General features: G+C 67.8%; 24 protein-coding genes and 2 riboswitches. Of the genes, 10 read left to right on the top strand and 14 right to left on the bottom strand.

Going from position 1 to position 26,202, the window contains the following annotated elements:
* Window positions 1-31: 31 nt before the first annotated feature.
* Window positions 32-1,945, bottom strand: coding sequence for an ABC transporter ATP-binding protein (locus tag ACFRAU_RS13785; RefSeq protein ID WP_377996435.1), 1,914 nt, complete (start codon window positions 1,943-1,945; stop codon window positions 32-34).
* Window positions 1,942-3,606, bottom strand: a complete 1,665-nt coding sequence (locus ACFRAU_RS13780) for an ABC-F family ATP-binding cassette domain-containing protein (RefSeq protein ID WP_378000307.1) — start codon at window positions 3,604-3,606, stop codon at window positions 1,942-1,944. Before ACFRAU_RS13780 ends, ACFRAU_RS13785 begins: the two co-directional genes overlap by 4 nt.
* A gap of 195 nt (window positions 3,607-3,801) precedes the next feature.
* On the opposite strand from ACFRAU_RS13780, the gene ACFRAU_RS13775 reads away from it, so the two are divergent.
* From ACFRAU_RS13775 to ACFRAU_RS13745, 7 genes are all read left to right on the top strand, one after another.
* Window positions 3,802-4,539, top strand: coding sequence for a hypothetical protein (locus ACFRAU_RS13775; protein WP_378000306.1), 738 nt, complete (start codon window positions 3,802-3,804; stop codon window positions 4,537-4,539).
* Entirely contained in the window at window positions 4,536-5,270 is a 735-nt protein-coding gene (locus ACFRAU_RS13770; RefSeq protein WP_378000305.1) for a hypothetical protein, read from the top strand. The genes ACFRAU_RS13775 and ACFRAU_RS13770 overlap by 4 nt, the downstream gene beginning before the upstream one ends.
* Window positions 5,271-5,305: 35 nt before the next feature.
* Window positions 5,306-6,049, top strand: coding sequence for a hypothetical protein (locus tag ACFRAU_RS13765; RefSeq protein ID WP_377996430.1), 744 nt, complete (start codon window positions 5,306-5,308; stop codon window positions 6,047-6,049).
* On the top strand, window positions 6,046-6,783 hold the full coding sequence (locus ACFRAU_RS13760) for a hypothetical protein (protein ID WP_378000304.1): 738 nt from the start codon (window positions 6,046-6,048) through the stop codon (window positions 6,781-6,783). Before ACFRAU_RS13765 ends, ACFRAU_RS13760 begins: the two co-directional genes overlap by 4 nt.
* A 289-nt stretch (window positions 6,784-7,072) precedes the next feature.
* Window positions 7,073-7,894 carry an amino acid ABC transporter substrate-binding protein gene (locus tag ACFRAU_RS13755; protein WP_378000303.1) on the top strand — a complete coding sequence of 274 codons (822 nt, stop codon included), beginning with the start codon at window positions 7,073-7,075 and terminating at the stop codon, window positions 7,892-7,894.
* On the top strand, window positions 7,895-8,560 hold the full coding sequence (locus ACFRAU_RS13750) for an amino acid ABC transporter permease (RefSeq protein ID WP_378000302.1): 666 nt from the start codon (window positions 7,895-7,897) through the stop codon (window positions 8,558-8,560).
* Window positions 8,547-9,383 (top strand): amino acid ABC transporter ATP-binding protein, encoded by an 837-nt coding sequence (locus ACFRAU_RS13745; protein WP_378000301.1) that lies wholly within the window; start codon window positions 8,547-8,549, stop codon window positions 9,381-9,383. The genes ACFRAU_RS13750 and ACFRAU_RS13745 overlap by 14 nt, the downstream gene beginning before the upstream one ends.
* Before the next feature lie 10 nt (window positions 9,384-9,393).
* On the opposite strand, the gene ACFRAU_RS13740 is transcribed toward ACFRAU_RS13745, so the two are convergent.
* From ACFRAU_RS13740 to ACFRAU_RS13695, 10 genes are all read right to left on the bottom strand, one after another.
* Window positions 9,394-12,420 (bottom strand): alpha-mannosidase, encoded by a 3,027-nt coding sequence (locus ACFRAU_RS13740; RefSeq protein ID WP_378000300.1) that lies wholly within the window; start codon window positions 12,418-12,420, stop codon window positions 9,394-9,396.
* A 190-nt stretch (window positions 12,421-12,610) separates the two neighbouring features.
* The gene (fdhD, locus tag ACFRAU_RS13735) at window positions 12,611-13,483 is read right to left on the bottom strand and encodes a formate dehydrogenase accessory sulfurtransferase FdhD (protein ID WP_378000299.1); all 873 of its coding nucleotides are present in this window, start codon (window positions 13,481-13,483) and stop codon (window positions 12,611-12,613) included.
* Between the two features lie 46 nt (window positions 13,484-13,529).
* Window positions 13,530-15,065, bottom strand: coding sequence for a molybdopterin molybdotransferase MoeA (locus ACFRAU_RS13730; protein ID WP_378000298.1), 1,536 nt, complete (start codon window positions 15,063-15,065; stop codon window positions 13,530-13,532).
* Complete coding sequence (locus ACFRAU_RS13725; protein ID WP_378000297.1) at window positions 15,062-15,409, bottom strand: DUF6457 domain-containing protein; 348 nt, start codon at window positions 15,407-15,409, stop codon at window positions 15,062-15,064. Before ACFRAU_RS13725 ends, ACFRAU_RS13730 begins: the two co-directional genes overlap by 4 nt.
* A 36-nt stretch (window positions 15,410-15,445) precedes the next feature.
* Window positions 15,446-16,039, bottom strand: a complete 594-nt coding sequence (locus ACFRAU_RS13720) for a molybdenum cofactor guanylyltransferase (protein ID WP_378000296.1) — start codon at window positions 16,037-16,039, stop codon at window positions 15,446-15,448.
* 35 nt (window positions 16,040-16,074) lie between these two features.
* Window positions 16,075-16,575 (bottom strand): HNH endonuclease, encoded by a 501-nt coding sequence (locus tag ACFRAU_RS13715; protein WP_306921098.1) that lies wholly within the window; start codon window positions 16,573-16,575, stop codon window positions 16,075-16,077.
* Between the two features lie 223 nt (window positions 16,576-16,798).
* Entirely contained in the window at window positions 16,799-17,587 is a 789-nt protein-coding gene (locus ACFRAU_RS13710) for an NlpC/P60 family protein (RefSeq protein ID WP_378000295.1), read from the bottom strand.
* Between the two features lie 102 nt (window positions 17,588-17,689).
* Window positions 17,690-18,382: a C40 family peptidase gene (locus tag ACFRAU_RS13705; protein ID WP_378000316.1), complete on the bottom strand. Its 693-nt coding sequence runs from the start codon at window positions 18,380-18,382 to the stop codon at window positions 17,690-17,692.
* A gap of 70 nt (window positions 18,383-18,452) precedes the next feature.
* Window positions 18,453-18,646, bottom strand: a riboswitch (cyclic di-AMP (ydaO/yuaA leader).
* Between the two features lie 112 nt (window positions 18,647-18,758).
* Window positions 18,759-19,574 carry a M23 family metallopeptidase gene (locus ACFRAU_RS13700; RefSeq protein WP_377996458.1) on the bottom strand — a complete coding sequence of 272 codons (816 nt, stop codon included), beginning with the start codon at window positions 19,572-19,574 and terminating at the stop codon, window positions 18,759-18,761.
* Between the two features lie 11 nt (window positions 19,575-19,585).
* A riboswitch (cyclic di-AMP (ydaO/yuaA leader) is annotated at window positions 19,586-19,827 on the bottom strand.
* A gap of 151 nt (window positions 19,828-19,978) precedes the next feature.
* Entirely contained in the window at window positions 19,979-20,674 is a 696-nt protein-coding gene (locus tag ACFRAU_RS13695; RefSeq protein WP_377996412.1) for a metal-dependent transcriptional regulator, read from the bottom strand.
* A gap of 343 nt (window positions 20,675-21,017) precedes the next feature.
* Here ACFRAU_RS13695 and serC point away from each other — a divergent pair, with 343 nt between their 5' ends.
* Complete coding sequence (serC, locus tag ACFRAU_RS13690; RefSeq protein WP_377996410.1) at window positions 21,018-22,148, top strand: phosphoserine transaminase; 1,131 nt, start codon at window positions 21,018-21,020, stop codon at window positions 22,146-22,148.
* A gap of 139 nt (window positions 22,149-22,287) precedes the next feature.
* Here serC and ACFRAU_RS13685 read toward each other — a convergent pair whose 3' ends face one another.
* Both ACFRAU_RS13685 and ACFRAU_RS13680 read right to left on the bottom strand, forming a co-directional pair.
* Window positions 22,288-22,890: a DUF3027 domain-containing protein gene (locus ACFRAU_RS13685; protein WP_378000294.1), complete on the bottom strand. Its 603-nt coding sequence runs from the start codon at window positions 22,888-22,890 to the stop codon at window positions 22,288-22,290.
* A gap of 8 nt (window positions 22,891-22,898) precedes the next feature.
* The gene (locus ACFRAU_RS13680; RefSeq protein WP_377996407.1) at window positions 22,899-23,282 is read right to left on the bottom strand and encodes a cold-shock protein; all 384 of its coding nucleotides are present in this window, start codon (window positions 23,280-23,282) and stop codon (window positions 22,899-22,901) included.
* Window positions 23,283-23,464: 182 nt separating this feature from the next.
* Here ACFRAU_RS13680 and ACFRAU_RS13675 point away from each other — a divergent pair, with 182 nt between their 5' ends.
* On the top strand, window positions 23,465-23,698 hold the full coding sequence (locus tag ACFRAU_RS13675; RefSeq protein WP_378000293.1) for a hypothetical protein: 234 nt from the start codon (window positions 23,465-23,467) through the stop codon (window positions 23,696-23,698).
* Between the two features lie 10 nt (window positions 23,699-23,708).
* Window positions 23,709-26,201 (top strand): helicase-associated domain-containing protein, encoded by a 2,493-nt coding sequence (locus tag ACFRAU_RS13670; RefSeq protein WP_378000292.1) that lies wholly within the window; start codon window positions 23,709-23,711, stop codon window positions 26,199-26,201.
* The last annotated feature ends 1 nt before the right edge of the window (window position 26,202 follow it).

The following is a 26,202-nucleotide window of genomic DNA, read 5'->3' as shown; positions in this document are numbered from 1 at the left end:
CGCCGAGATCTCACCCCTCGATGAGAAGAAGTCAGTACTCCGGAACCGCTTCCTCCGCCACGGCCGTGGCCTCGGCGAACTGGGTCCGGTACAGCTCGGCGTAGCGGCCGTCCGCGGCCAGCAGCTCGGTGTGGGTTCCGCGCTCCACTATCTGGCCGTCCTCCACCACCAGGATGGCGTCAGCGGCACGGATCGTCGAGAGCCGGTGCGCAATCACGACGGCGGTGCGCCCCTCGAGCGCAGCGCCCAGCGCCGCCTGCACGGCGGCTTCGTTAGTGGAGTCCAGCGCGGCGGTGGCTTCGTCGAGGATGACCACGCGGGGCTGGGCGATCAGCAGCCGGGCGATGGTGAGCCGCTGCCGTTCGCCGCCGGAGAGCCGGTAGCCGCGCTCCCCCACCACGGTTTCCAGGCCGTCGGGAAGGGAACGGATCATGGTTTCGAGCCGGGCCTGGCGCAGGACGGCCCACATGTCCTCGTCGGTGGCCCCGGGGCGGGCCAGCCTCAGGTTGGAGGCGATGGATTCGTGGAACAGGTGCCCGTCCTGGGTGACCATGCCGAGGGTGGCGCGGATGGAATCGAAGGTCAGGTCGCGCACGTCCAGGCCGGAGGCCGGGGCGGTGCCGCCGAGGCGCACTGCGCCGGAGTCGACGTCATACAGCCGGGACAGCAGCTGGGCCACGGTGGACTTTCCGGCGCCGGAAGACCCCACGAGCGCGACGGTCTGTCCGGGTTCCACCCGGAAGCTGATGCCGTGCAGCACCTCCTCGCCGCCGCGGGTGTCCAGCGTGGAGACCTCCTCCAGGGAAGCCAGCGAGACCTTGTCCGCCGAGGGGTAGGAGAAGCGCACGTCGTCGAACTCCACGGCCACGGGCCCGGGCGGGACCGCCAGCGCACCGGGCTTTTCCTGGATGAGGGGCTCCAGGTCCAGGATTTCGAAGACCCGTTCAAAGCTGACCAGGGCGCTCATGATTTCCACGCGGGCGTTGGACAGCGCGGTGAGCGGCGCGTAGAGGCGGGTGAGCAGCAGCGCCAGCACCACGACGTCGCCCGGGGCGAGCTGGCCGCCGATGGCCAGCCAGCCGCCCAGGCCATAGACCAGGGCGAGGGCCAGCGCGGAGACGAGCGTCAGCGCCGTCACGAACGTGAACTGCAGCATGGCCGTCCGCACGCCGATGTCGCGGACCCTGCCGGCCCGGAGCGCGAACTCGCGGGATTCCTCGTCGGGCCGTCCGAAGAGCTTGACCAGGGTGGCGCCGGGCGCGGAGAAGCGCTCGGTCATCTGGGTACCCATGGCGGCGTTGTGCTCGGCCGCCTCGCGCCGCAGGTCCGCCAGCCGGGAGCCCATCCGGCGGGCGGGGATGAGGAAGATCGGCAGCAGGATCATGGCCAGCACGGTGACCAGCCAGGAGGTATTCAGCATCACCACGAGGGTGAGGATGAGGGCCACCACGTTGCTGACCACACCGGACAGGGTTCCCGCGAAGGCGGACTGGGCCCCGATGACGTCGTTGTTCAGGCGGCTGACCAGCGCGCCGGTGCGGGTGCGCGTGAAGAAGGCGATGGGCATTCTCTGCACGTGGTCGAACACCCTGGTCCGAAGGTCCACGATGACGCCCTCGCCGATGGTGGAGGAGAGCCAGCGGCTCACCATTCCCAGGGCCGCCTCGGCCACCGCGACGCCGGCGATCAGGGCCGCCAGGCGGATCACCTCGCCGGCATCGGCGCGGGCAACGATCGTGTTGACCACCTGGCCGGCCAGCACCGGCGTGGCCACGGCCAGGAAGGCCATGGCGACGGACACGGCCACGAAGGCGATCAGCCTGCCCTGGTGCGGCCGGGCGAAGCCCATGACGCGCTTCAGGGTCTCCTTGGAGAAGGGCCTGGAGCCGCTCTTGGCCCGGGTGATGTTGTAAAGCGACCGCCAGGCGACGCCGTCCATGCTCATCTGTTCTGCTCCATCTTGCCTGCCGCCAGTTCGGTGACGACGCCGTTCTCCACGTTCCAGCGCACGTCCAGGCGGACGTTTTCCAGCAGCCGCCGGTCGTGCGTGACCAACAGCAGGGCGCCGTCGTAGCTTTCCAGTGCTTCCTCCAGCTGCTCAATCGCCGGGAGGTCCAGGTGGTTGGTGGGCTCGTCCAGGACCAGCAGGTTCACGCCCCGGGCCTGCAGCAGGGCCAGGGCGGCGCGGGTCCGCTCCCCCGGCGACAGCGAGTCCACCGTGCGCGGGGTGTGGTCGGCCTTGAGGCCGAACTTCGCCAGCAGCGTGCGGACCTCGGCGGACGTGTAATCGGTCAGGACGGCTTCGACGGCGTCCGCCAGTTTCAAGTGTCCGGCCAGAAGGCCGCGGGCCTGGTCGATTTCGCCGACCGCCACGGACACCCCGCGGGAGGCGTCGCCTGAGTCAGGTTCCTGGGTTCCCAGCAGCAGCCGCAGCAGCGTCGACTTGCCGGCGCCGTTGGGCCCGGTGATGCCGATCCGCTCACCGGCGTTGAGCTGCAGGTTCACCGGGCCCAGGGTGAAGCTGCCCTGCCGCGCCACCGCATCGCGCAGGGTTGCCACCACGGAACTGGAGCGCGGCGCCTGGCCGATGCTGAACTGCAGCTGCCATTCCTTGCGGGGTTCCTCCACCACGTCCAGGCGGGCGATGCGCGATTCCATCTGCCGGACCTTCTGCGCCTGCTTTTCGGACGACTCGGTGCTGGCGGCACGGCGGATTTTGTCGTTGTCGGGGCTTTTCCGCATCGCGTTCCGGACGCCCTGGGAGCTCCATTCCCGCTGCGTGCGGGCGCGGGACACCAGGTCCGCCTTGGTTGCGGCAAATTCCTCGTACCGTTCGCGGGCGTGCCGGCGGGCCACGGCGCGTTCCTCGAGGAAGGCTTCGTAGCCGCCGTCGTACACGGCCACCGAATTCTGGGCGAGGTCCAGCTCCACGATGGAGGTCACGCAGCGGGCGAGGAACTCGCGGTCGTGGGAGACCAGCACCACGCCGCCGCGAAGGCCCTGCACGAAGGCTTCCAGCTTCGCCAGGCCGTCCAGGTCAAGATCGTTGGTGGGCTCGTCCAAAAGCACGACGTCGAAGCGGCTCAGCAGGAGGGCGGCGAGCGCCACGCGCGCAGCCTGGCCACCGGACAGCCCGGTCATTTCGGCGCCGGGGCCGACGTCCAGGCCCAGGTCAGCGAGGACGGGGGCTATCCGCTCGTCCAGGTCCGCGGCGCCTGAGGCCATCCACCGGTCAAAGGCCATCGAGTAGGCATCGTCCGCTCCGGGTGCTCCCGAACCGAGGGCCTCGGCCGTGGACTCCATCTCAGCGGTGGCTTTGGCGCAGCCTGTGCGGCGGGCGATGTAGGCGGCAACCGTCTCGCCGGAGACGCGTTCGTGCTCCTGCGGCAGCCAGCCCACAAAGGCATCGGCGGGCGCGAGGCTGACGGTGCCGTCCTGCGCCTGGTTCACGCCGGCAAGGAGCCGCAGCAGCGTGGACTTGCCCGCACCGTTGGCGCCGACCACGCCAACAACGTCCCCGGGAGCCACTGTGAGGGACAGCCCGGAGAAGAGGGTGCGGTGATCATGACCGCCCGAAAGGTCTTTCGCAACAAGGGTTGCAGTCATCAATCCATCCTCTCACCGCTGCCCGTTTTCGCCCGAAAACTCAGGCGGGCATGAAAGAACCCGCTGGTCCGGACTTGGGGGGTGTACGGACCAGCGGGTTCGACCACTTAGCATAGTTGAAGCGGCGCGCTAGGTAAAATCGAGGCCGGCGGGCCGCCACTTCGCATCACCCCGCCCGTCAGCAGAGAGCGTTCCATGCCCCTACCCGCCAAGGCCTTCCAGCGCTGGCTGCACGGCATCGCGCCGGACGCCAGCGTTGCTGATGTGGCCAGGGCTTCAGGGGTTAAGCGCACCACCCTGGCCCAGCAGCTGGTCCGCGGCAAGGTGGCCGAGGCAACCGTGGTGGGGATCAGCCGGGCCTTCAACGTCAATCCGGTGGCGGCGCTGGGCTCCTTCGAGCCTTACCGGGACCTGGCAGAGCCGCCGGTTCCGCCGACACTGCAGGAACTGGTCAGCCAGATCGCCACCGCGGACCTGCTGCACGCCATCATTGCCCGCACCGAGCCGGAGGCGGGCACGGTCAGAGGCACAGGACCGCCCGAGCTCAGCCCGCCGCCGCACGCCACCTCTGTGAAAAACTGGGTGGACGCAATCGACGACGGCGAACTCCGCCACCGCGTCTCCGCCGCCACCGGCGTCGCCCCCCAAAACTACTCAGCACAACTGACCGCCAACCGGCTCGCCCCGGAACTGGCCGTCGCCACCTCCCGCGCTGCCGGCGTCGGACCGGCAGGCGGACTGGTGGCCGCCGGCCTGGTGACCGAAACCGAAGCCGGCTGGCCGGCCGGCGCACGGCAGGCGGCACTCGACGGCCTGACCGACGGCCAACTGACCGTTCTGGCCGGCGACCGCCTCCAGGCACTCGGCAAGACCCTGCGGCGGCAGGAACACGACCAACGACAAACCGAACAGATCTGGAAGAACCTCGGATGATTGAGATCCTGCAGTGGACCACCCTGATCGTGGCCGGCGCCGCAACGCTGAGCCGGATCCCGAACCTGGTCCGCCGGAAGAACCGGTCCATCTTCTATGCTCTGGCGCTACTGACGCTGGCCATCCTGCTGAGCATCCGGGGTCCCTACCTGGCGATCGATACCCTGCTGGGCGGAATAAATATCGCCAACCTGCTGCTGCGCTTCATCATCTTCGGAGCCATCCTTTTCCTGGCCCTTCGGATTGCCGCCGGGTTTGGGGACAGCCGCGGAATCCAGCTGGTCCGGGGACGCGCCGGCATGCTTGCCCTGGGCGTGATTTCCGCCGCGCTGCTGGTGTGCTTTGCCCTCATGGACGCCTCCGGGTCCTCCGCGGGCCTGGCGGACGTGGCGGCCAAGGACCAGCGCAACGCCCTGCTCGTCGAATACTACGGTGCCGCCGGCCGCGCCTACCCGGCCTACGTGTGCCTCGCGATTCTCCCGGGGATGCTGAGGGCCGTCAGGAGCCCGCTGCCCGTCCTGCTCCGGATAAGCGCGGCGCTGTTGGCTGTGGGCAGCGTCGCCATCCCCCTGTCGTTGCTGTTCCCGGTGGTCCCGCCAGCGCTGGGATTCCTTCGCTTCGTCGTCAACTACACGTCCATCCTTTGCTTCGTCATCGGCCTGGCACTCATCTGGGTGGCCAGTGGCCGGGCCGGCCGGAAGCACCGGCCGCTGTCCGCCGAACGCCGCTAGTATGAGTCAAACCTTCGTTCAGCAGAGAGCGTTTCATGCCCCTCCCCGCCAAAGCATTCCAGCGCTGGCTTAGTGGCGTGGCACCGGATACCAGCACGGCCGATGTCTGCAGGGTCTCAGGGGTCAAGCGCACCACCCTCGCCCAGCAGATGGTGCGGGGAAAGGTTGCCGAAACTACAGTCGTGAGCATCAGCCGGGCCTACAACATCAATCCGGTTGCCGCCCTGGCCACTTTCGATACCTACAGCGACCTCGCCAGTTCCGCCACCCCTCCTACCGACAAGGAACTGGTAAGCCAAATCGCCACCGTCGACCTCCTGCGGGCGGTCATTGTCCGCACCGCACCCACAGGCTCCACTGGCCCGGCGGGCTCCACCGGCTGGCCCGAGCTCAGCCCGCCGCCGCACGCCACCTCTGTGAAAAACTGGGTGGACGCAATCGACGACGGCGAACTCCGCCACCGCGTTTCCGCCGCCACCGGCATCGCCCCCCAAAACTACTCAGCACAGCTGACAGCCAACCGGCTCGCCCCGGAACTGGCCGTCGCCACCTCCCGGGCTGCCGGCGTCGGACCGGCAGGCGGACTCGTGGCCGCCGGCCTGGTGACCGAAACCGAAGCCGGCTGGCCACCCGGCGCACGGCAGGCGGCGCTGGACCGGCTCAGCGACGGCGACCTCACAGCCCTGGCCGGGGAACGCCTCCAGGCACTCGGTAAGACCCTGCGGCGGCAGGAACAGGACCAGGATCAAACAGAAAGAATCTGGGAGAACCTGGTATGAGCGAGATTCTCCCCTGGATAACGCTGGTGGTTTGCGCGGCTGCCGCCCTGGCCAGGATCCCGAGCACCCTGCGCGGGGTCAACCCGGCCCTGTTCTTCATTTTCCTGCTGGCGACGGCCGCAGCGGTCCTGAGCATCGAACAGTTCTACGTGGCCATCGACAGTTCCCTCGGCGGCATCAACATCGCCCACGTCGTGCTGCGCCTGATTGTTTTTGCGGCGATCTACCTCATCGCGGTCCGCGTCACGAAGGGGTTCGGAGCCCCTGACGCACACCGCATGATCGCCGGCCGCCCCGGGCTGGCCATGCTCGCGGTTTTCTCCGTGGCCCTGGTGGCCATCTTCCTCATGATGGATCCTTCGTCCTCGTCGGTCCGTTTCAGGGACGCCGGCTCTGCCAGCACCCGGAATGCGGCCCTGCTGCCGTTCTACTGGGCCGCGGCCAGGGGCTACCTGGCCTATGTCTCGATCGCACTGCTGCCTGCACTGCTCCGCACTGTCAAGGAACGCCTGCCCCCGCTCGTCAGGACCGGGGCAGCCCTGATGGCGGCCGGAGCGGTGACCACAGTTGCCGGTCTGTGGCTTGAGTTCGCGCCTCCCCAGCTCCTTCCGGCGGCGCCGGCCGTGAACAACGGGGCGGTGGTTTTCTATACCTCAGGCCTCGTCATGGTGTGGCTGGCACGCGTGAATGCCGCCAAACGCCGGGGTCACGGAACGTCATCTACCGAAAGGTAGCAGACCGGGATTCACAAAATCATTAGACCGTGAGAGAATCATGAATGTGTGAAAGCAGTTGCTGCCTGGCTTACCAGCTGTGGCGCCTGCCGGATCACACATTGGGGGGATGAGTGGTGGCGGCCGTTGGGGACCGCCCCCACTCAGCCTTTTTAAGGGCACGTTTTGTGCCCCCGTATGATGGCGAAATAAAAGGTCTCTGCCAATGCGTTGCACGCAGTGGCGCAGCGGGAGCCGGGTCCGGCCGCCGCAATGCCAACGCCGCAGCCTGAAGAAGAAGGTACCCGCCATGAACCGTGTCCATTCCCGCCGCTCCGCCCTTGCGGCCACCCTTGCCGGACTGGCACTGGCCCTGACGGCCTGCGGCGGCGGAGGTTCACAGGCTCCCGCCTCCGGCGGCTCGGACACGTCGCTCAGCGACGTGAAGTCCAAGGGCGAGATCGTCATCGCCACCGAGGGTACCTACAAGCCCTTCAGCTTCCACGCAGAAGGTGCCGGCGACCTCACGGGCTACGACGTCGAGATCGCCCGGGCCGTGGCCGAGAAGCTCGGGGTGAAGGCCACCTTCCAGGAGACCCAGTTCGACGGGATCTTCGCTGGCCTCGACGCCAAGCGCTTCGACACCATCGCGAACCAGATCTCCATCAACGCCGAACGCAAGGCCAAGTACGACTTCTCCAAGCCGTACACCGTCTCCACGGGCGTGATCGTGACGAAGGCGGACAACAACAGCATTTCCGGCTTTGACAGCCTCAAGGGCAAGACTACGGCCCAGTCGCTCACCAGTAACTTCTACAAATTGGCGGTGGATGCCGGCGCGAACGTGCAGTCGGTGGAAGGCTGGGCGCAGAGCGTGGCGCTGGTCCGCCAGGGACGCGTGGATGCGACCGTCAATGACAAGCTCACGTACCTGGACTACGCCAAGACGAATCCGGACGCCGGGCTGAAGATCGCTGCCGAAACCACGGAGAAGTCGGAAAGCGCCTTCGTGTTCCGCAAGGGTTCCACGGAGCTCACGTCCGCGGTGGACAAGGCGCTAAATGACCTTCGCGCCGACGGAACGCTGGCCAAAATCTCGGAGAAGTACTTCGCCACGGACGTCACCAAGTAGATGCCGTTGAACTGGGATCTCGTCTGGAGCTCCTTCGGCCCCATTATGACGGGCGCAGTCACCGGCACCATCCCGCTGACGCTGGCGTCGTTCGTGATCGGCCTCGCGCTGGCCCTGCTGGTGGCGCTCATGCGGCTGAGCCGGAACGTGGCGGTGTCCGGCCTGGCGCGGTTCTACGTTTCGGTGATCCGCGGCACGCCGCTTCTGGTGCAGCTGTTTGTGATCTTCTACGGCCTGCCGAGCCTGGGCCTGAAGCTTGATCCGTGGCCCAGCGCGATCATCGCCTTTTCCATGAACGTGGGCGGTTATGCCGCCGAGGTCATCCGCGCCGCCATCCTGTCGGTCCCCAAGGGCCAGTGGGAAGCCGGCCACACCATCGGCATGTCCCGGGGCCAGTCGCTGCGCCGGATCATCCTTCCGCAGGCCGCCAGGGTATCGGTGCCGCCGCTGTCCAACACGTTCATTTCGCTGGTCAAGGACACGTCTCTGGCCTCCCTGATCCTGGTCACGGAACTCTTCCGCAACGCGCAGCAGATCGCGGCCTTCAGCCAGGAGTTCATGGTGCTGTACCTCGAGGCAGCCCTGGTCTACTGGGTGATCTGCCTGGCGCTCTCCTCCGGGCAGTCCGTCCTTGAAAGGAGATTGGACCGCTATGTCGCCCACTGACGAAACACGGGGACCCGCTCCCCACCGCGCCGGAGCGCAGGCCAGGCCGGTCCTGGCCGTCCGCAACCTCGCGAAGGCGTTCGGCAGCAACGTGGTGCTGCGGGACATCGACCTCGACGTGCGCCGGGGCAACGTGGTGGCCCTGATCGGGCCGTCGGGTTCGGGCAAGACCACAGTGCTGCGCTCACTCAACGGACTGGAAACGCCCGACGCCGGGACGGTCACCTTTACGGGGCCGGGCACCTCCGCGGGTGCCGGGTCAGATCTGGCGCTGGATTTCTCCGCCAAGGTCTCCAAGAAGGAGATTTCAGAGCTGCGGGACCGCAGTGCCATGGTGTTCCAGCACTACAACCTGTTCCCGCACATGACGGTCTTGCAGAACGTTATTGAGGGACCCGTCCAGGTCCAGAAACGCAAGCGGGCCGAGGCGGTGGCCGACGCCGAAAAGCTTCTGGCCCGCGTGGGTCTGGCGGACAAGCGCGATGCGTATCCGTTCGAACTCTCCGGCGGCCAGCAGCAGCGCGTGGGCATTGTCCGTGCCCTTGCCCTGAAGCCGCAGCTGCTGCTGTTCGACGAGCCCACCTCGGCGCTGGACCCGGAACTCGTGGGCGACGTCCTGGGCGTCATCCAGGAACTCGCCGACGAGGGATGGACCATGGTGATCGTCACCCACGAGCTGGCCTTCGCCCGGCAGGTGGCGGACGAGGTCATCTTCATGGACGGCGGCCTCGTGGTGGAGCGCGGACCGGCCGCCGAGGTCCTCCGCGCGCCGCGGCAGGAGCGGACGCGGCAGTTCGTCCGGCGCCTGCTCCACGAGTTCTAAGTACCAGGTCTCAGCGCGCGAGCCTCAGTGTCACCAGCTGGAACGGCCGCAGCGTGAGCTCGGCGGTGTCCGCGCCGGCCGCGACGCCCGTCGCCTCGGCCGGCCGCTCGAGCAGGTCCACGCTCTGGATTCCCGTGGCCGGGAAGTTGGCGGTGAGCCGTCCGGCCGAGCGCTGGCCGAGTGATTCGTACAGCCGGACGATGACGTCGCCGGAGCCGTCTTCGGCGAGCTTCACGGCTTCGATCACCAGGGCCGGGTTGTCCACCGAAACCAGCGCCTCGGCCGGGTGGCCGCCCCGGACCGTCCTCGGTGCGAGGTTGGCGCGGTAGCCTTCCTCCACAGCCTCTGCGATTCCCGCGGCCGGGCGGACCCGGATGTCGAGCACGTGCCGGCCGCGGTCTGCCTCGGGGTCGGGGAACTTGGCCGCGCGCAGCAGTGAGAGCCGGACGGTGGTGGTGGTCCCGCCGTCGTCCCGGACAAACCGGGCGACGTCGTGCCCGTAGGTGGAGGCGTTGGCGATGGCCACGCCGTACCCGGGTTCGGCGACGTGGATCCAGCGGTGGGCGCAGATCTCGAACTTCGCCGCCTCCCACGAGGTGTTCACGTGGGTCGGCCGGAAGACGTGGCCGAACTGGGTCTCCGCGGCCGAGCGGTCGGCCCTCAGGTCCAGCGGGAACCCCAGCTTGAGCAGCTTCTCGCGTTCCTGCCAGTCAACCTCGGTGGAGATCCCCAGGGACGGGCTGCCGGCCGCCAGCGTGATGCGCTGGGTAATGCGGGAGGATCCGGTGAGCCGTTCCACCACGACGACGGCGTCCCCGCCGTGCCGCTCCAGCCGCACCTCCGCGGCGTCGGTCAGGCTGGTGACGTTGCGCCGGTAGAACTCGTCGATGTCCCACGCGTCCCATTCGTTGGGGGTGTCGCGGTGCAGTTCCAGGTGGTTTCCGAACTGGCCGGGGGCGATGGCTTCGCGGCCTGTTCCGTGATCCCGCAGGGATATCAGCAGACCGTTGTCATCCAGCACGGCACGGATAACGCCGTTGTCCAGGACGAATCCGCCGTCCAGTGGCGTGGCGGCAACCTCAGCTTTCGTTGGCTCAGCCGCAGCTGCCGCGAGCGCCGGGACCCCATGGCGGGCATGCGGGCCGGCGTTGAGCAGGAACTCCTGTGTCCCTTCGCCAAGGAGCGCGGCAGCCGCCTCACTGATGAGCGCTTCCAGCCCCCTGGCCACGGCCGCGTAGTTGCGTTCGGCGTCCTGGTGCACCCAGGCGATGGCGCTGCCGGGCAGGATGTCGTGGAACTGCTGCAGCAGGACCAGCTGCCACAGCCGCTTCAGTTCGGCCGCGGGGTACGTGTACTCCCCGCCGGAGCGGACGGCGGCCGTGGCGCACCAGAGCTCCGCCTCGCGGAGGAGGTGCTCGGACCGGCGGTTGCCCTGCTTGGTCCTGGCCTGGCTGGTATAGGTGCCGCGGTGCAGCTCCAGGTACATCTCCCCCACCCAGACCGGCAGCGCTTTGTACTCGGCCTCGGCCTGTTCGAAGAAGCTGTGCGGCGTTCCGATCCGGACTTTCGGCGAGCCCTCCAGGTCCGCCGCGCGGTGCGCGGCGGCGAGCATCTCGCGCGTGGGTCCGCCGCCGCCGTCGCCGTAGCCGAACGGGACGAGCGACGTGGTGCCATATCCGTGGTCCCGGTAGTTGCGCTCGGCATGGGCCAGATCCCGGGCGCTGAGCTCGGAATTGTAGGTGTCCACCGGCGGGAAGTGCGTGAAGAGGCGGGTGCCGTCGATGCCTTCCCAGTTGAAGGTGTGGTGCGGCATGCGGTTGATCTGGTTCCAGGAGATCTTCTGGGTCAGGAACCAGCGGCTGCCGGCGGCCTTGACGATCTGCGGCAGGGCCGCGGAGTATCCGAAGGAGTCCGGGAGCCAGGCTTCCCTGCACTCGACGTCGAATTCCCTGAGGAAGAAGCTTTTGCCTTCCACAAACTGCCGGGCCATGGCCTCACCGCCTGGCATGTTGGTGTCGGATTCCACCCACATGCCGCCCACGGGAATGAACTGGCCGGACTTCACCTTCTCCCGGATGCGTGCGAAGAGCTCCGGGTAGTACTCCTTGATCCAGGCAAGCTGCTGGGCCGAGGAGCAGGAGAACACGAAGTCCGGGTCCTCGTCCATGAGGGCAACCACGTTGGAGAAGGTCCGGGCGCACTTGCGCATGGTCTCCCGCACCGGCCACAGCCAGGCCGAGTCGATGTGCGCGTGCCCGGTGGCGAGCAGCCGGTGGGCGGAGGCGTAGGCCGGCCGGGCCAGCACCTCGGCCAGCGCTGCCCGCCCGGCGGGCGCCGTACCCGCGACGTCGTCCGGGTCCATGATGTCCATCATGCGTTCGAGGGCACGCAGGATCTCGTGCCGGCGCGGCAGTTCGGTGGGGAGCTCGTGCATGAGGCCGCTGAGCGTCACCACATCCTGCTGGAGCTCCCACACGGCGCGGTTCAGCTCGGCGATGGCGATGCTGCCAAGGCGGTACTGCGGCGCGTTGCCCGACGTAGCCTTGTCCCCGTAGGGCGTGGGCGCGAAGCTCCAGCCCTGGGCGACGTCGGGATTGGCGGCCGCCTCCACGTAGAAGTCGACGGCGAGTCCGCTGCCCAGCAGCTTCAGCGGGATGTGCTGGTTGCGGGGCGAGATGGCCTTGATGATGCTGCCGTCCGGCCGCCACGCGATCCCCTCGCACTGGAAGCCCGGGATCTCCGTGGTGAACCCGAGGTCCACCACGATCTCCACTTCGGTGTCCGGGGCGGTTCCCCAGGCATCCGGCACCTCTCCCTGGAGCCGCAGCCACTTTGTGCTCCACGGGCGCCCCCATGCGGCACCGTGTTCCTGCGGCACGAACTCCTGGCGCAGCGCCTCCAGGACCGGGACGGGTTCATCCGGAACGTCCCAGCTGCTGAGCTCCAGTGGCACGCTGCGCCCATAGATGGCCGGGGTGATCCGTTCGCGGAGAAAGCGGTCCAGGCGCACTTCCGTGATCCGGCGGTCGTCGTGCAATGTGTACCTCTTTAGTACGGGAAAGCAGAAGCGGGCTGTGCTGGCTTTCGTGGGGGCATGGGCGTCGCGGTCAGCTTGGGTCCGGGCAGTTTGGGTCCGGGCAGATCAGCTGCCGTGTGTGCGGATCTACGCTTCCATTCGATGGATAAAATCTACTGCCTTGGCGTCCGGCCGCCAAGGGGCCACGCCCCTACCGCGCCACCGGTGCGGGCATGGAAATGCGGCTGGAGCCTGCGTAGACGTTCAGGCTGGTTCCCCGGCTGAACCCGGCAAGCGTGACGCCCGTGGACTCGGCCAGTTCTACGGCCAGGCTCGAGGGCGCGCTGACCGCCGCGAGCACCGGGATGCCGGCCAGTGCGGCCTTCTGGACGAGCTCGAAGGAGGCCCGGCCGGATACCTGGAGCACGGTGTTGGTAAGGGGCAGCAGCCGCTCACGCAGTGCCCAGCCAACCACCTTGTCCACCGCGTTGTGCCGGCCCACGTCCTCCCGAAGGCACAGCAGATCCGCACCGCCGGCGTCGTCGATCCTGAACAGTCCGGCAGCGTGCACTCCCCCGGTCACCTCGAAGACCGCCTGCGCTTCCCGCAGCCTGTCCGGCAGGGAGGCAAGCGTTTCGACCGGCACGGTGAGCTGGTCCGCGGCGGGGTTGAAGTGCGAGGACTTGGTCACCGATTCGATGGAGTCCGTGCCGCAGATCCCGCACGAGCTGGACGTATAGACGTGCCGGCCCGTGTCCGGGAGGGGCACATCGGACCGCAGCTGGGCTTCGACCACGTTGAATGTCTGGACCCCGTTTTCGTCCTCGCCGGCGCAGAACCTGAGCGAGATCAGCTGGTCGGCGTCCCAGATGACGCCCTCCGAGACGAGGAAACCTGCTACAAGGTCGAAGTCGTCCCCGGGCGTGCGCATGGTGACTGAGAAGGACAGGTTGCCCAGCCGGATCTCCAGCGGTTCCTCCACCGCGAGCACGTCCTCACGGTGCCGGACGGGGAACTCCAACGCCGCGGGCGAGCCGTCCAGGACGTAGCGGTATACCTTGCGTCGTTGCGTTACACGGCCCATGCGAGACTCCGCGCTGAGTGGCTGTTCATGCCTCCATCATTGCACCTCAGTCGAGCAGGGCACTCCAGTCCACCGGCCCGCTTTGGGCTGCCTGCCCGGCGGAGGTCCGCGAGGCAGACTTCCGCGCCGGGCTCTTGGGCTTGGCTTCGGCGGTCTTGGGCTCGGGGATGGCCGGACCCCAGGGCAGCGCGAAAGCCGGCACCATCTCGCCCAGCTGCACTCCGTGCGGCGGCACCACCAGGACGCCGTCGGCCGATGCCAGTCCGCGCATCATGCCCGGGCCGGTGTGCTGCGCGGGCGAGGCCATGCCGTAGAGGAGCCGGAAGGGCATGAGCCGGGTGCGCCCGGGATCGGGTTCGATCAGGGTGCCGCAGGGAACTTCCCGGACCGGCGGGAGCTGGCCGTGTCCCAAAGCCGCCAGGAGCGGCGCGCCCACCGTGGACAGGGTCATCATGGCCGCCAGCGGGTTTCCCGGGAGTCCCAGCACGAAGCGTCCGTCCGGCAACTCGGCGAGGACGGCGGGATGGCCTGGCCGCATCGCCACGCCGTCGATGATCAGCCGACCGCCCAGTTCCGCCACGGCACGCCGAAAATGATCCGTACCGGAACGGCCGGTTCCACCGGTGGTGATGACGACGTCGGCCGGCAAGTTCAGTGCCTCGGGGATGCCTGAGTCTTCGAGGCCCTCGAGCCATTCCGTGTAACCGTCCCCGATGCGGACCTGTTCACGGCACAGTCCACCCAGCATTTCCACCACCGTGGCCAGCTGTGGCCCGAACGTGTCACGCACGCGCCCGGGCTCGGGCAGCCCCTGCTCCACCACTTCGGAACCTGTCAGCAGCAGCTTGACCACGGGCTTGCCGAGGACCTTCACCTCGTCGTACCCGGCCAGGGCGGCGAGGGCCACATGGGCGGGGTTAAGCACGACGCCGGCCCTGACCAGCACGTCCCCGGCAGCCGCCTCCTCTGCGGCTTTCCTTATGTGCTGGCCGTTCCTGGGTTCGCCGGGGCGGGCGGCGCCGCCCAGCGTCAGGACAGGCAGTCCGTCGTCGTCCGCGGAGATCACACCGCTCTCGGTGCGCAGCACCGCCTTGGCGCCGGCGGGAATCAGTCCGCCCGTCACGATCACGCTCGCCTGGTGCGGTGCCAGCCGCTGCCCCGGCTCGGCCAGGATCCAGGGGCCGCTTCCGTTAACGGCCCAGCCGTCCATGGCGGACGACGCATAGTGCGGCATGTCCTGGTGGGCGGTGATGTCCGCGGCCAGTGTCCGGCCCACGGCGAGGCGCAGGGGAACGGGTGCCGCCGGAATCGGGGCGGCACAGTCGAAGGCGGCCTGCCGGGCCTCCTCCCAGGTGTGAGCCAGGTGCTTGGCATGCGCGTCCGGCGCCCCTGGTGCTTCCTGTTCCCCCGCCGCGGCGGGTGCGGCGTCGTCCGCGGGGTCGGTGTCAGGCGCAGCGTCTGTGTCAGGCGCCGGTTCGGTGCCGGAGGCAGTTCCATCCCCTGCAGCAGCTCCGTCCCCTGCAGGGGTTGGCTGAGCTGAAGTGTGCGGGTCGTCGGAGCGGTGCTCGGGCGCGGCTGTCATTCCCCCGGAGTCCCGCTGGGCGCCGAAGTTCCGGCGGAACCCGCGGCCGGGGAACCTGTCGCCGCCCGCGCCTCTTCGGCAGCGTAGGCCTTGGCGGCGGTACGGGCCACGTCCATGGCGCTGTGCATCGCCAGGACGTCCGGCGCCTGGCCCGCAGCGCACTGAAGGCCGGTGGCGAGCCCGGCTATGAACGTGGTGAGGGGTGCAGCGGGACGCACCACGGAGTGTGCAGCCACTCCCGCGACGGACAACACCTCGTTGATGTCCACGTCGACGTCCTCGAGCTCAAAGGCCCGCAGCAGCAGACGGCACCATTCCTCAAGCGTCTCGTCCTGGCTTTTCATGCCTGCCTCCAAATTCACGGCGGTCCGGAATGCGGGTCATTGCTCCCGGACAGCTACTCCCAACGCGGCCGCATCGTCCCAGGTGTCCACGTCATCCGTGGAGCCGGCAGGGACAACCACAGCCTGCACGTCAAGACTAGCAAGGAGGGCGAAGACTGACCCGTTCACCAAGGCGTTGCGTGCGGCGGCGTCCTGCACGGCGCGTTCCAGCGCAGCTGTGCTATAAAAACCCGCCAGCGGCTGCTGCCGCCCGTCGGCGGACGCCGCGATGACGCCGTCACCACCCTCGCCGGGCAGGGCGTTCAGCAGGGCGTGGACAGCATCGGCAACGCGCGGCATATCGCACGCGAGGACCAGGACCATGTCAGCGCGGCCTGCCCCCCGAAGCGCGGAAAGGCCGGCGGCGATTGCCGCCGCGGGACCCGCAAAGGGCGGATCCTCACGCGTGCTGAGGACACCACCTGGAAGACCCGCCGCCTCGGGTCCCACCACAACAGCCTGCCGCGCGCCCGCGGCTGCCGCGACGGAGCGCTCAAGGAGGGTGGCGCCGTCGAGCATCAGGGCAGACTTGGCTGAGCCGCCCAGTCGCGAGGAGCGGCCGCCGGCCAGGATTATTGCGTCAAAGTCCACACACCCAGCGTAATGCCGTGATGATCAGGCGAGCGTCAGGCTGCCCTTTCCGGAAGCAGGAACGGATCCCACGCCGGTGTGGGCTTCTCCAGCTCCTTGATTTGCCACATGGTGCCCACCGGTGGAGCCGGATCGAACCGGAGCTTCCAGCCCATTTCACCGGGCGTGTGGTCACCCTTGACGTTGTTGCAGCGGAGGCAGGCCGCAACGAGGTTCTCCCAGGAGTCGGCACCGCCCCGGGATTTGGGCTGGACATGGTCTATGGTGTGAGCTGCCTTGCCGCAGTAGGCGCACCGGTGTCCGTCACGGCGAAGCACACCGCGCCTGCTCACCGCGGTGATCATGTTGTACCGGGGGCGGATGTAGCGGTTAAGGAGAATCACGGACGGACGGCCCATGATGTCCTGCGGCCCGACGACAGGATCGTCGCCTTCGGCCACCACGCTTGCCTTTCCGGTGAGCACAAGGACCAGCGCCCGGCGGAAGGTCACTACCGCCAGCGGTTCATATCCAGCATTCAGAACGAGTGTGCGCATGCACATACCTCTTCACGGCCGCACCCGGCAGAGGCGCGAGGGCCGGCTGCCCTCTGCATGTCCGGGCTATGGATCGACACCATAAGAGTAAACACTCAGTAGGCAGATGAGCGAATCGAACACAAGCATCGTCATGGCGTGTCACCAAAAATTCATGCGGACGCAAGGCAAAAAAGGACCCCCGTCAGTTGGCGGGGGTCCTTCCGTAATGCTTTGGGGTGTCTTAGCCGCCGACGCGGATGAAGACGGGGCCGGAGCCGACGTTCACGCTGAACAGTGCGGTGGTTCCGCCGTTCCAACCGCCGTGGACGGCCTGCCCGTTGCCGACGTACACAGCGATGTGGGCCAGGCCCATGCCGCCGTTCTGGTAGTAGGCGAGGTCGCCCGGCTGGGCTTCAGCAGCACTGACGGTGCGGCCGAGGGACAGGTAGCCTGCCGGCCAGCCGTGGTAGTGGATGCCCACGGCGGCGAGTGCGTTGGTGGCCAGCGCGGTGCAGTCCTGGGAGACGCCCAGCTGTGCGTAGGCAGCCGCAGCAATCGCAGCACCCTGGCCGCTGGCAGCCGTGGTCTTCGGCGCTGCCGGGGCAGCGGTCTCGACGGCGGCGGTGGCCTGGACTGCCGGTGCTGCGTCAGCAGCCGGAGCGGCGTCAACCGCGGGGGTGGCTTCCTGGACCTTGACTACAGGCTTGGGAGCCTCGACAACGGGAGCCGGCGCGGTGGAAACAGCAGGCTTCTCGTAGGAGATGGCGATGCTGGAAGCAGCGGAGATGGTGGCCGGCGCAGCGGACTGGACCTCCAGCGTGGAAGCCGGAACGGATTCGCGCTGAACGTTGGCCTCAGCAGCGTTGGCGGCGATGCCGCTGGTCAGGACAAGACCCGAAGCAGCAGCGATAACTGCGGCCTGGCGGCCCATGCCACCGGCGTTGTCGCCGACGGCCTTGGCAATGACAGCCAGCGAGTTGGTCTTGGTGACCTCGGCGCGGTGCCGTGCAATGGTCGCACGTGTAGTCATTAAAGTTTCTCTCTTTCGTGTTCCACAGACCGCGGTAGCAGGCCGTGGGTTATCGACGCGCCGGCATCTTGGGGGTAAGCCGGCCCGCCTCGAATCGGATTTTTAGCGAAGGGTGTAAAAAGCGGACGTGCCCGTTGCGGACACCGCGTGCAGGAGAGTGCCCTGCGAGGGGTTCAGCGCGCTGATCATCATGCCGTTGCCGACGTAGATGCCCACGTGGGCGCCGCCGTTCTGCATGACCAGGTCGCCGGGAGCAGGCGTGGAGGTGGGCTTCATGGCGTTCCACGCGTTGACGCGGGGAATGCTGATGCCTGCCTGTGCGTAAACCCACTGAGTGAAGCCGGAGCAGTCCCAGCCGCTGGGCGTGGTGCCGCCCCAGACGTAGGGGCTGCCGATGCCGGTGTACGCGATTGCTGCCAGTCCGGAAGCTGCTGCGGAGGCCGCACCATCAGTGGACTTTGCGGTGACGGCCTTGGCCGCACCGGCGCTCTCGTCGCCGGCCTGGCCTGCATCGGCCGTCTGGCTCTCATCGTTCGACTGCGGAGCGATGGCTTCGGCGACCGGGGCTGCCACGGTGGTGACAGCAGGACGCTCGAAAGAGACAGTGGCGGTGGGCGCGGCGGTCACAGCAAGCTGTGCGGCCTGGGATCCGGTCTCCGAGGAGGCGGAAACACCAATGTTGGCGTCGGCTGCGTTGGCAGGCATGCCAACACTCAGGATGAGTCCTGAAGCAGCTGCGATAACAGCTGCCTGGCGACCTACTGTGCCGGCATTGGCGCTAACCGCCTTGGACACGGAGTCCAACGGGTTCATACGAACCGTTTGCGCGCGGTGGCGCGCGGCATTGTGGCGTGAAGACACGAAGGTAGCCTCTCCCAATGCCTGCGAGGTGAGCTGTCGGATTCGGATGGGAGTCACCCGGCCGCTCCGCTTCCTGGGAAGCTTTGCGACTTAACCCCAAGGCCTTCTTGCGAAGACCAAAATTGGTTCCCCCGCCCCTGCCAGACGATGTAATGCGAACGGACCTTGAGCGGTGGCAGAGTTAGGCAATCCACTCAAGAGCGTCAACTTCGGAAAAGTTGACGCGGTTTAGACGGTACAGCAGTTCGGAGCCAATGTCACATTCAGGTCACGGCGTGTCACAGGAATGAGAGTGCTCGCTCGACGTGGCTCAGAGCCAGCCGAGGGGATCAACGACGTCCCCGTTGACCATCACCTCGAAGTGGAGGTGGCAGCCCGTGGAGGCGCCCGTGGTCCCGCTGAGGGCGATAACTTCGCCCCGGGTGACCTTCTGGCCAACCTGGACGCTGGAGGACGACAGGTGGTTGTACGTGGTCTCCAGGCCGTTGCCGTGATCGATCACCACGCGGTTGCCTCCCCCATAGGGGTGCCATCCCGAAAAGGTGACCTTACCGCTGGCCGCGGCAAGCACCTGGGTGCCGCACTGGGCAGCGAAATCCTGGCCGCGGTGGAACTCGCCGGCGCCGCCGGTGATCGGACTGACCCGGTAACCGAACGGCGAGGACCTGACCAGCGTGGTCAGCGGGCCGCCCAGGGTACCCACCGAGGCCGAACGGCTGATGCTGCCGGCTGACTGGGCGCTGAGGAGCTGCTTCAGCTTTCCGTCCGGGTCGCCGGTGGTGGAGACGGACGTGCGGCTGAAGTCGATCTTTGCTGCCGCTTCAGCCGAGACCTTCGGCTGGGCCGAGGCAGCGGACGCAGACGCCCCTCCCGGCTCTCCGGCGGCCAGGACAGGGCTGGTGGCGGGGACAGTAACAGTCAGCAGCAGGCCGGTGGCAGCGAGGACTACGCCGGCTTTCTGCCCCACGCCACTGGCCGAGGCAAAATCCGTAACCTGCCGGAAGGGACCCCGGCGGCGGCGCGCTTCACGCTGGGCGTCCCGGGGACGGTCCGCGGCAATGGCCTCCGCGAGGCGCGGCTCCGGAGCGGGACCGGTCGCGCGGCGGCGGCCCCGGGCATTCTGCATGGACAAGTACTGTTTCCTCTCTGGATAGCCTGCGAAGTTAGCTGTCGGATTCGGGTCAGAGAGTTCGGACCCGGTCCGCCGTAACAAGCCGTTCCGGCACAGGGGTATCCCGAGAGGATTCCTTCTGCGGAAAAGACTTGCTGCTGCGGACTTCACCCCAAGGCTGTTGAAACAGCCGGTTGTGGTTCCCCCGCCCCTGCCAGTGGGTGACTCGTACTACTGATCTGCTGGCAAGGTTCGGCTCCAGATCAGGTAACGCTTTAGTATCGGCGTTGCCGTTTAACTATAGGCGATTAAAGAAGCGCAGTAATAATTCCGTTATATTCCCTGTGCAAAAGTGGTAGGTCATCCTGCCTGCAGATGTCAGACAGGAAGCCGCACCCGGCCCACGGGCCCGTTGGGAGCTAGTCCAGGCGCACGAACACGTGCGCGGCAACTTCCGGCGGGAGCTCAAGGGCACCCTCAAACCCGGGCACGCGGACCGAGATGTACTCCCCCACGCGTTCGAGCGAGACGACGGCGCCAGGCCGGATCCCCCCTTCATCCAGCTGGAGCAGCAGCTCCGGCTCCACCTGGATGGGTTCCGCCAGGCGGCTGACGGTGACCTTGGATTCCGGGCCGTAGCCAGTCATGGCATCCAGCAGGTTCACCACGCCGTCCGAGAACGGGCGGGCGGGCGGCCCGCCGAGCGCAGCCAGGCCGGGAATCGGGTTGCCGTACGGCGACTCGGTGGGGTGGTCGAGCATTTCGTAGATCCTGCGCTCCACGCGCTCACTCATGACGTGCTCCCACCGGCAGGCCTCGTCATGGACGTAGGCCCAATCAAGGCCGATGACGTCGGCGAGGAGGCGTTCGGCGAGCCGGTGCTTGCGCATCACTTCGGTGGCGCGCTTCCGGCCCACTTCGGTCAGTTCAAGGTGGCGGTCACCGGAGACGACGACGAGGCCGTCGCGCTCCATCCTGCCAATTGTCTGCGAGACGGTTGGGCCCGAGTGGCGGAGCCGTTCGGCGATGCGTGCCCGAAGCGCCACGATGTTCTCTTCCTCCAGCTCCAGAATGGTGCGAAGGTACATCTCCGTGGTGTCGATCAGATCCGTCATTCAGCTCAGCTCCTCGAGCACAGTATTGTGTCCGTCCCACCGTACCGCGGGCCCGCCGCACCGGGATCCGGCAAGCTGCAGCGGCGGTCGTATATGACGGCGGCGCAGCACCGGCGCTCTGCCCGTACGTTCAGTGCCAGCTTAGCCTATTTTGAATTACTCCGGATAATCCGCACGGCGGACGACGGCGCTGTCTCAATGACTGGACTATGACGGGGGCGTGTTCCCGCGGTATCCGCGGTTCGGGCAGAATAAGGAGGGCTTCGTGGCGGTCATGGTTGCCTGCCGGCCATCGCCCCGACCCAGCCGAACCGCACTTTCCATGCCGAAAATTGGAGCCATTGTGAGCGACACCAGCATCACTATTCCCGCAAACCTCCTGCCCAAGGACGGACGGTTCGGCGCCGGTCCCTCCAAGGTCAGGCCGGAGCAGATCGAGGCTCTCTCCGCAGCCGCGACGACGCTCCTGGGCACGTCCCACCGCCAGGCCCCGGTGAAGAACCTCGTGGGCTCCGTCCGCGAAGGCCTGAGCACCTTCTTCCGCGCCCCCGAAGGCTACGAGGTGGTCCTCGGCGTCGGCGGCTCCACCGCGTTCTGGGACGTTGCCAGCTTCGGACTGGTGGAAGAGAAGGCACAGCACCTGTCCTTCGGCGAATTCGGGTCCAAGTTTGCAGCGGCCACGAACAAGGCACCGTTCCTTGCGGAGTCCTCCATCATCAAGTCCGAGCCCGGCACCTGCCCCGCCCCCAGGGCCGAGGCCGGCGTTGACGTGTACGCCTGGCCGCAGAACGAGACCTCGACCGGCGTTGCCGCACCCGTCCAGCGGGTGAACGGCGCCGACGAGGGCGCGCTGGTGCTGGTGGACGCCACATCGGCTGCCGGCGGCCTTGACGTCGACGTGGCCCAGACCGACGTCTACTACTTCGCGCCGCAGAAGAACTTCGCCTCCGACGGCGGGCTGTGGCTGGGCCTCTTCTCCCCGGCCGCACTGGAGCGGGCCGAGCGCGTCAAGGCCAGCGGGCGCTGGATCCCGGACTTCCTGGACCTGAAGACCGCCATCGACAACTCCAAGCTGAACCAGACGTACAACACGCCTTCGCTGTCAACGCTCGTCACGCTGGACGCCCAGGTGCAGTGGCTTAACGCCAACGGCGGCCTGGACTTCGCGGCCGGACGCACGGCCGATTCGGCCGGCCGTATTTACAAGTGGGCGGAAGCCTCGGAATTCGCGACGCCCTTCGTAGCCAATGCCGCCGAGCGCTCCAACGTCATCGCCACCATCGACTTCGATGACTCGATCGATGCCGCCGCCATCGCCAAGGTGCTCCGCGCCAACGGCATCGTGGACACCGAGCCCTACCGGAAGCTGGGACGCAACCAGCTGCGCATCGCCACGTTCGTGGCCATCGAGCCGTCCGATGTCACCGCCCTGCTGGAGTGCATCGACTACGTCGTGGGCGAGCTCAAAAAGTAAGCCGCTATGGTGGAGTTTTTGTCCAGATAATCGGGGTTCGAAGGCCGTTTAGCCCCATTATCTGGACAAAAACTCCACCCCTTAAAGTACGACGGCGCCGTCCGGGCTTGCGTCCGGACGGCGCCGTTTGGCGTTGTGGTCAGCCCTGCTCGGGGCTGTCGTGATCTGTCCCGGCACCCGGTTCAGTTTTGGCACCGGGCTCTGTACCGGCGTCGGACTGTATTTCGGCGCCGGGCTCTGACCCGGCGTCCGCGGCAGTCCCGCCCGGGGCTCCGTCCGCAGCCTCGCTGGGTGCGCCCTCCCCGGGAGCTTCCTCCTGCGCTTCGTCCGCGTCCTGGTCCTGGGCGTCCTCTGGGCGTACCCGCTCCGCCCACGGCACCCACTCCGGAGCGAGGACCGAGTCCTCGGACGGAAGCAGGCCGAGCTCGTTGACCGTGATCACCTTGGAGCGCGAATTGCGGGTCAGGACGGCGTACCACTGCCAGCCGAGGTACCCGGGCAGCCGCGATTCGAAAAGGTGCGTCACCACACGGTCGCCCTCGGTGCGGGCAGCCAGGTGGTCCCCGATTTCGGATGCCTTCGCAATGCCCTCAATGGCGGTCCGGGCGGTGTCCACGGCAGCGGCCAGCACAGCGTCCGGCTTCCCCGTCCGCCACACCGGGACCCCGGCGCGCCTCTTGGCGGTCTTGGGTTCAGCCTTGGGTTCCACCTTGGATGCGGCCTGTTCAGGTTCCGGGTTCATCGGGCGGCCTAGGCGTCCAGCTCGTCGGCAACCTTACGCAGGGCAGCGGCAATGGCCTTGCCCTTGTTGCCGTCCGGGTACTTTCCGGACGACAGAGTGCCGGACAGGTTGTCCAGAACCGTCACCAGGTCCTGCACCAGCGGGGCAAGATCCTTGGCGCTGGGGCGCTTGGCCTTTGCGATGGAGGGTGTCTTGTCGAGGACGCGCAGGCCCAGGGCCTGGGCGCCCTTGCGTCCATCCGCGACGCCGAACTCAACCCGGGTGCCGGCCTTAAGCTCGGACACTCCGGAGGGCAGCGCTGACTTGGGCAGGAACACTTCCTGCCCGTCCTCGCCCGCGAGGAATCCGAAACCTTTGTCCTTGTCGTACCACTTGACCTTGCCGGTAGGCACCTAATCAACCTTCTTCGTTCTGACGTTTTGGGACACGGCCGGCCGTCACCGCATCCGCACCGATGTGCGGGTTCAGGGTATGACTGCCTGGTCCATGTTGGTCTGTTCCTTCAAGGTTATCCTGACTGGCAGGCTAATCCCGCTTTGAGGCGCGGCCGCGGCGCTGCTGTTAGGTTACTTCCATGACATCCGCGCGTATCCGGCGGCCACTGATGGCCGCGGCAGTGCTCCTTGCAGTTTTGTCCCTCGCCGCCGTCGGGGCGGTCATGGCACTGGCCAGTGCGGGCCAGGCCGCGCCGCAGTGGATCACCTCGACGGCGTTGTACGGCCTTCCGGCGGCGTTCCTGCTGATGCTCGTGCTGGTGGCCGACGGCGTTGCAGCCCGCCGCCGGGCAGGAACCTCGGGCGGGCGGTAACGTTGGACTGATGTCCCTCATTCGCGCGCTCAGCAAGGAACTGGAGGCACGCAGCGACGAGTCACTGCGTGCACTGTTCGCTGCGCGGCCGGACCTGATCTCCCCCGGCGTTCCCGACTTCCCCGCCTTAGCCGCCCGCGCCAGCGCACGGGTCAGCGTTCAGCGGGCCCTCGAACGCCTGAACCGTCCCCAGATGCAGGTCCTTGAGACCCTGCACCTGTGCACCAACACTGACACCGGGCACAGCGCATCGGCCGCGGCGCTGAAGAAGGCCATCGCGGGATCCACGGTGGCCGCCGTCGAGCAGCTCCTGCAGTCGCTGCACGACCTTGCCCTCGTGCAGCGGGCGGAGCCGCCGCACGGCGCGGGCCCCGGCGCCCAGAGGCAGCGCTTCTACCTCCCGGTGAGCAGCCTGAAGGACGTCGTCGGGATCTACCCGGCCGGGCTGGGCCGCAGCTACACCGAGCTGGTCAGGCTGCAGCCGGCCTTCGCCCAGCGCGTTGTCCAGCTTGTCGCGGAGCTGCACCGCAGCGGCGCCGCCGTGCAGGCGGCCACCACCCCGATGGAGGCAGCGCTGGCGCTGCAGCACTGGACCTCTTCCCCTGATGCATTGCAGTCCCTCCTCGCCAGCGCCCCGGAGCGGACGTCTGCGCTGCTGGCGCGGTTCAGCAACTGGGCCATGGGCGCCGTACCCCAGGCCCAGCGGAAGGCTTCGGTCACAACTGAAGGTCACGACGTCGGGCCCGTCGACTGGTTGCTGGCCCGGGGCCTCCTGGTGCCTTTGGACGCCGCCCACGTGGAACTGCCGCACAGCGTGGGTATCTCCCTGCGCGGCGGCGCCATCATCGACAACTTCTCCCTCGTTCCCCCGGCGCCCACGCTGGGCGTCACCACCGCGGCGCTCCGCCGCAACGCCGCGCTCGGGGCCATCGCCGAGACCCTGCGCCTCACCGGCGAACTGCTCCACGCGGTCAGGGACCAGCCCCTGGCCACCCTGCGGAGCGGCGGCGTGGGCATCCGCGAAATGCGGAGACTCGCCGAGACACTCCGCGTGGATCACCACACCACCGCCGTGCTGCTGGAGCTCTGCGCCCTGTCCGGCCTGATCCGACTGGACGTGGACAGCTCATGCTGGGTGCAGCCGCCCCAGCTGGAATGGCTCGGGCTGCCGCGGCAGGAACAGTGGCTGTGGCTCGTCAACGCCTGGCTGGCCAGCGAGCGCGCCCCCTCACTCGTGGGCCAGCCCATCAACGGCCAGCCCGCCGGCCCCGCCAACCACCGGGCCACCCCGGCGGCCACCGTCAACGCGCTCTCCGCCGAGGCACAGCGGTCCGACGCGCCCGTCATCCGCAAGAGGATCCTCGAGATACTGCGGGAGCTGACGCTCGAGGCGGAGATGCCGGACGGGGCGGCACCTGTGCTCAATGCGGAAGCCGTGCTGCAGCGTGCCGAATGGGCGCAGCCCCGCATGGCGCGGCGGTTCAGTTCCCTGATCAGCGGCGTCCTGGCCGAGGCGGAGCTGCTGGGGCTGATCGGGTCCGGCGCGCTCAGCCAGCTGGGTGCCGCCATCGCCGCGGACGCGCCTGACGACGCCATGAACCTCCTTGGCGAACACCTCCCGGCGGCCCTCAACCACGTGCTCCTGCAGGCCGACCTGACCGCCGTCGCACCGGGCTACCTGGCCCCCGATCTGGCCGAGCAGCTCCAGCGGATGGCCGACGCCGAAGGGCAGGGCCCGGCCACGACATACCGGTTCTCCGTGGAGTCCATCCGCCGCGCCCTGGACTCGGGCCAGGACGCCGCAGCCATCCTGGCTTTCCTCCGCCGGCACTCGGCCACCGCCGTGCCGCAGCCGCTGCAGTACCTCGTGGAGGACACGGCGGCCCGGCACGGCAAGCTTCGGGTCGGGGCGGCCGCCAGCTTCATCCAGAGTGACGACGAAGCCGCACTCAGTGAACTCTGCCGGGAGGCTGCGGCGTCGTCCCTGGGTCTGGTCCGGATCGCCCCCACCGTCCTGGTCTCCATGGCCTCACCCCGGCAGACTGCCCTGGTGCTGCGCGGGCTGGGACTGTCGCCCGCCGTCGAAGAGGCCGGATCCGCCGTCGTCCGCCTCAACCGCACCGCGCCCCTTCCGGGCGCCGGCCGCCCGGTTTACAGCGCGCCGCGCTCGGCCCTTCCCGACGCCGATGTCACCGCCCAGCTCGCCGTCCTCCGCAGCCATGCGGAGCACGGCGCCAGTCCCAACGGTTCCCGTCCGGCCGCCGCCGGAGGCGAGGAGGCAACCCAGCTGGGACTGGAGACGCTGCACAAGGCCATCCGGCTCAGGCAAAAAGTCGTGATGAACGTGGTGGACAGCCTGGGGAATGCGAAACTGGAAACGGTTGTTCCGGTATCCGTGGCGGGCGGGCGGGTCCGCGTCTTCGACCCCGCGAAGGATACCGAGCGGGTGCTTTCCATCCACCGGATCATCGACATCGAGGCAGCAGAGGAAATACAGCAGTGAA

The sequence above is a fragment of the Arthrobacter sp. NPDC056691 genome (assembly GCF_042791415.1).
Taxonomy (GTDB): domain Bacteria; phylum Actinomycetota; class Actinomycetes; order Actinomycetales; family Micrococcaceae; genus Arthrobacter.
Note: the sequence above shows the minus strand (reverse complement) of the source record. Positions and strands in the feature narration are given on the sequence as shown.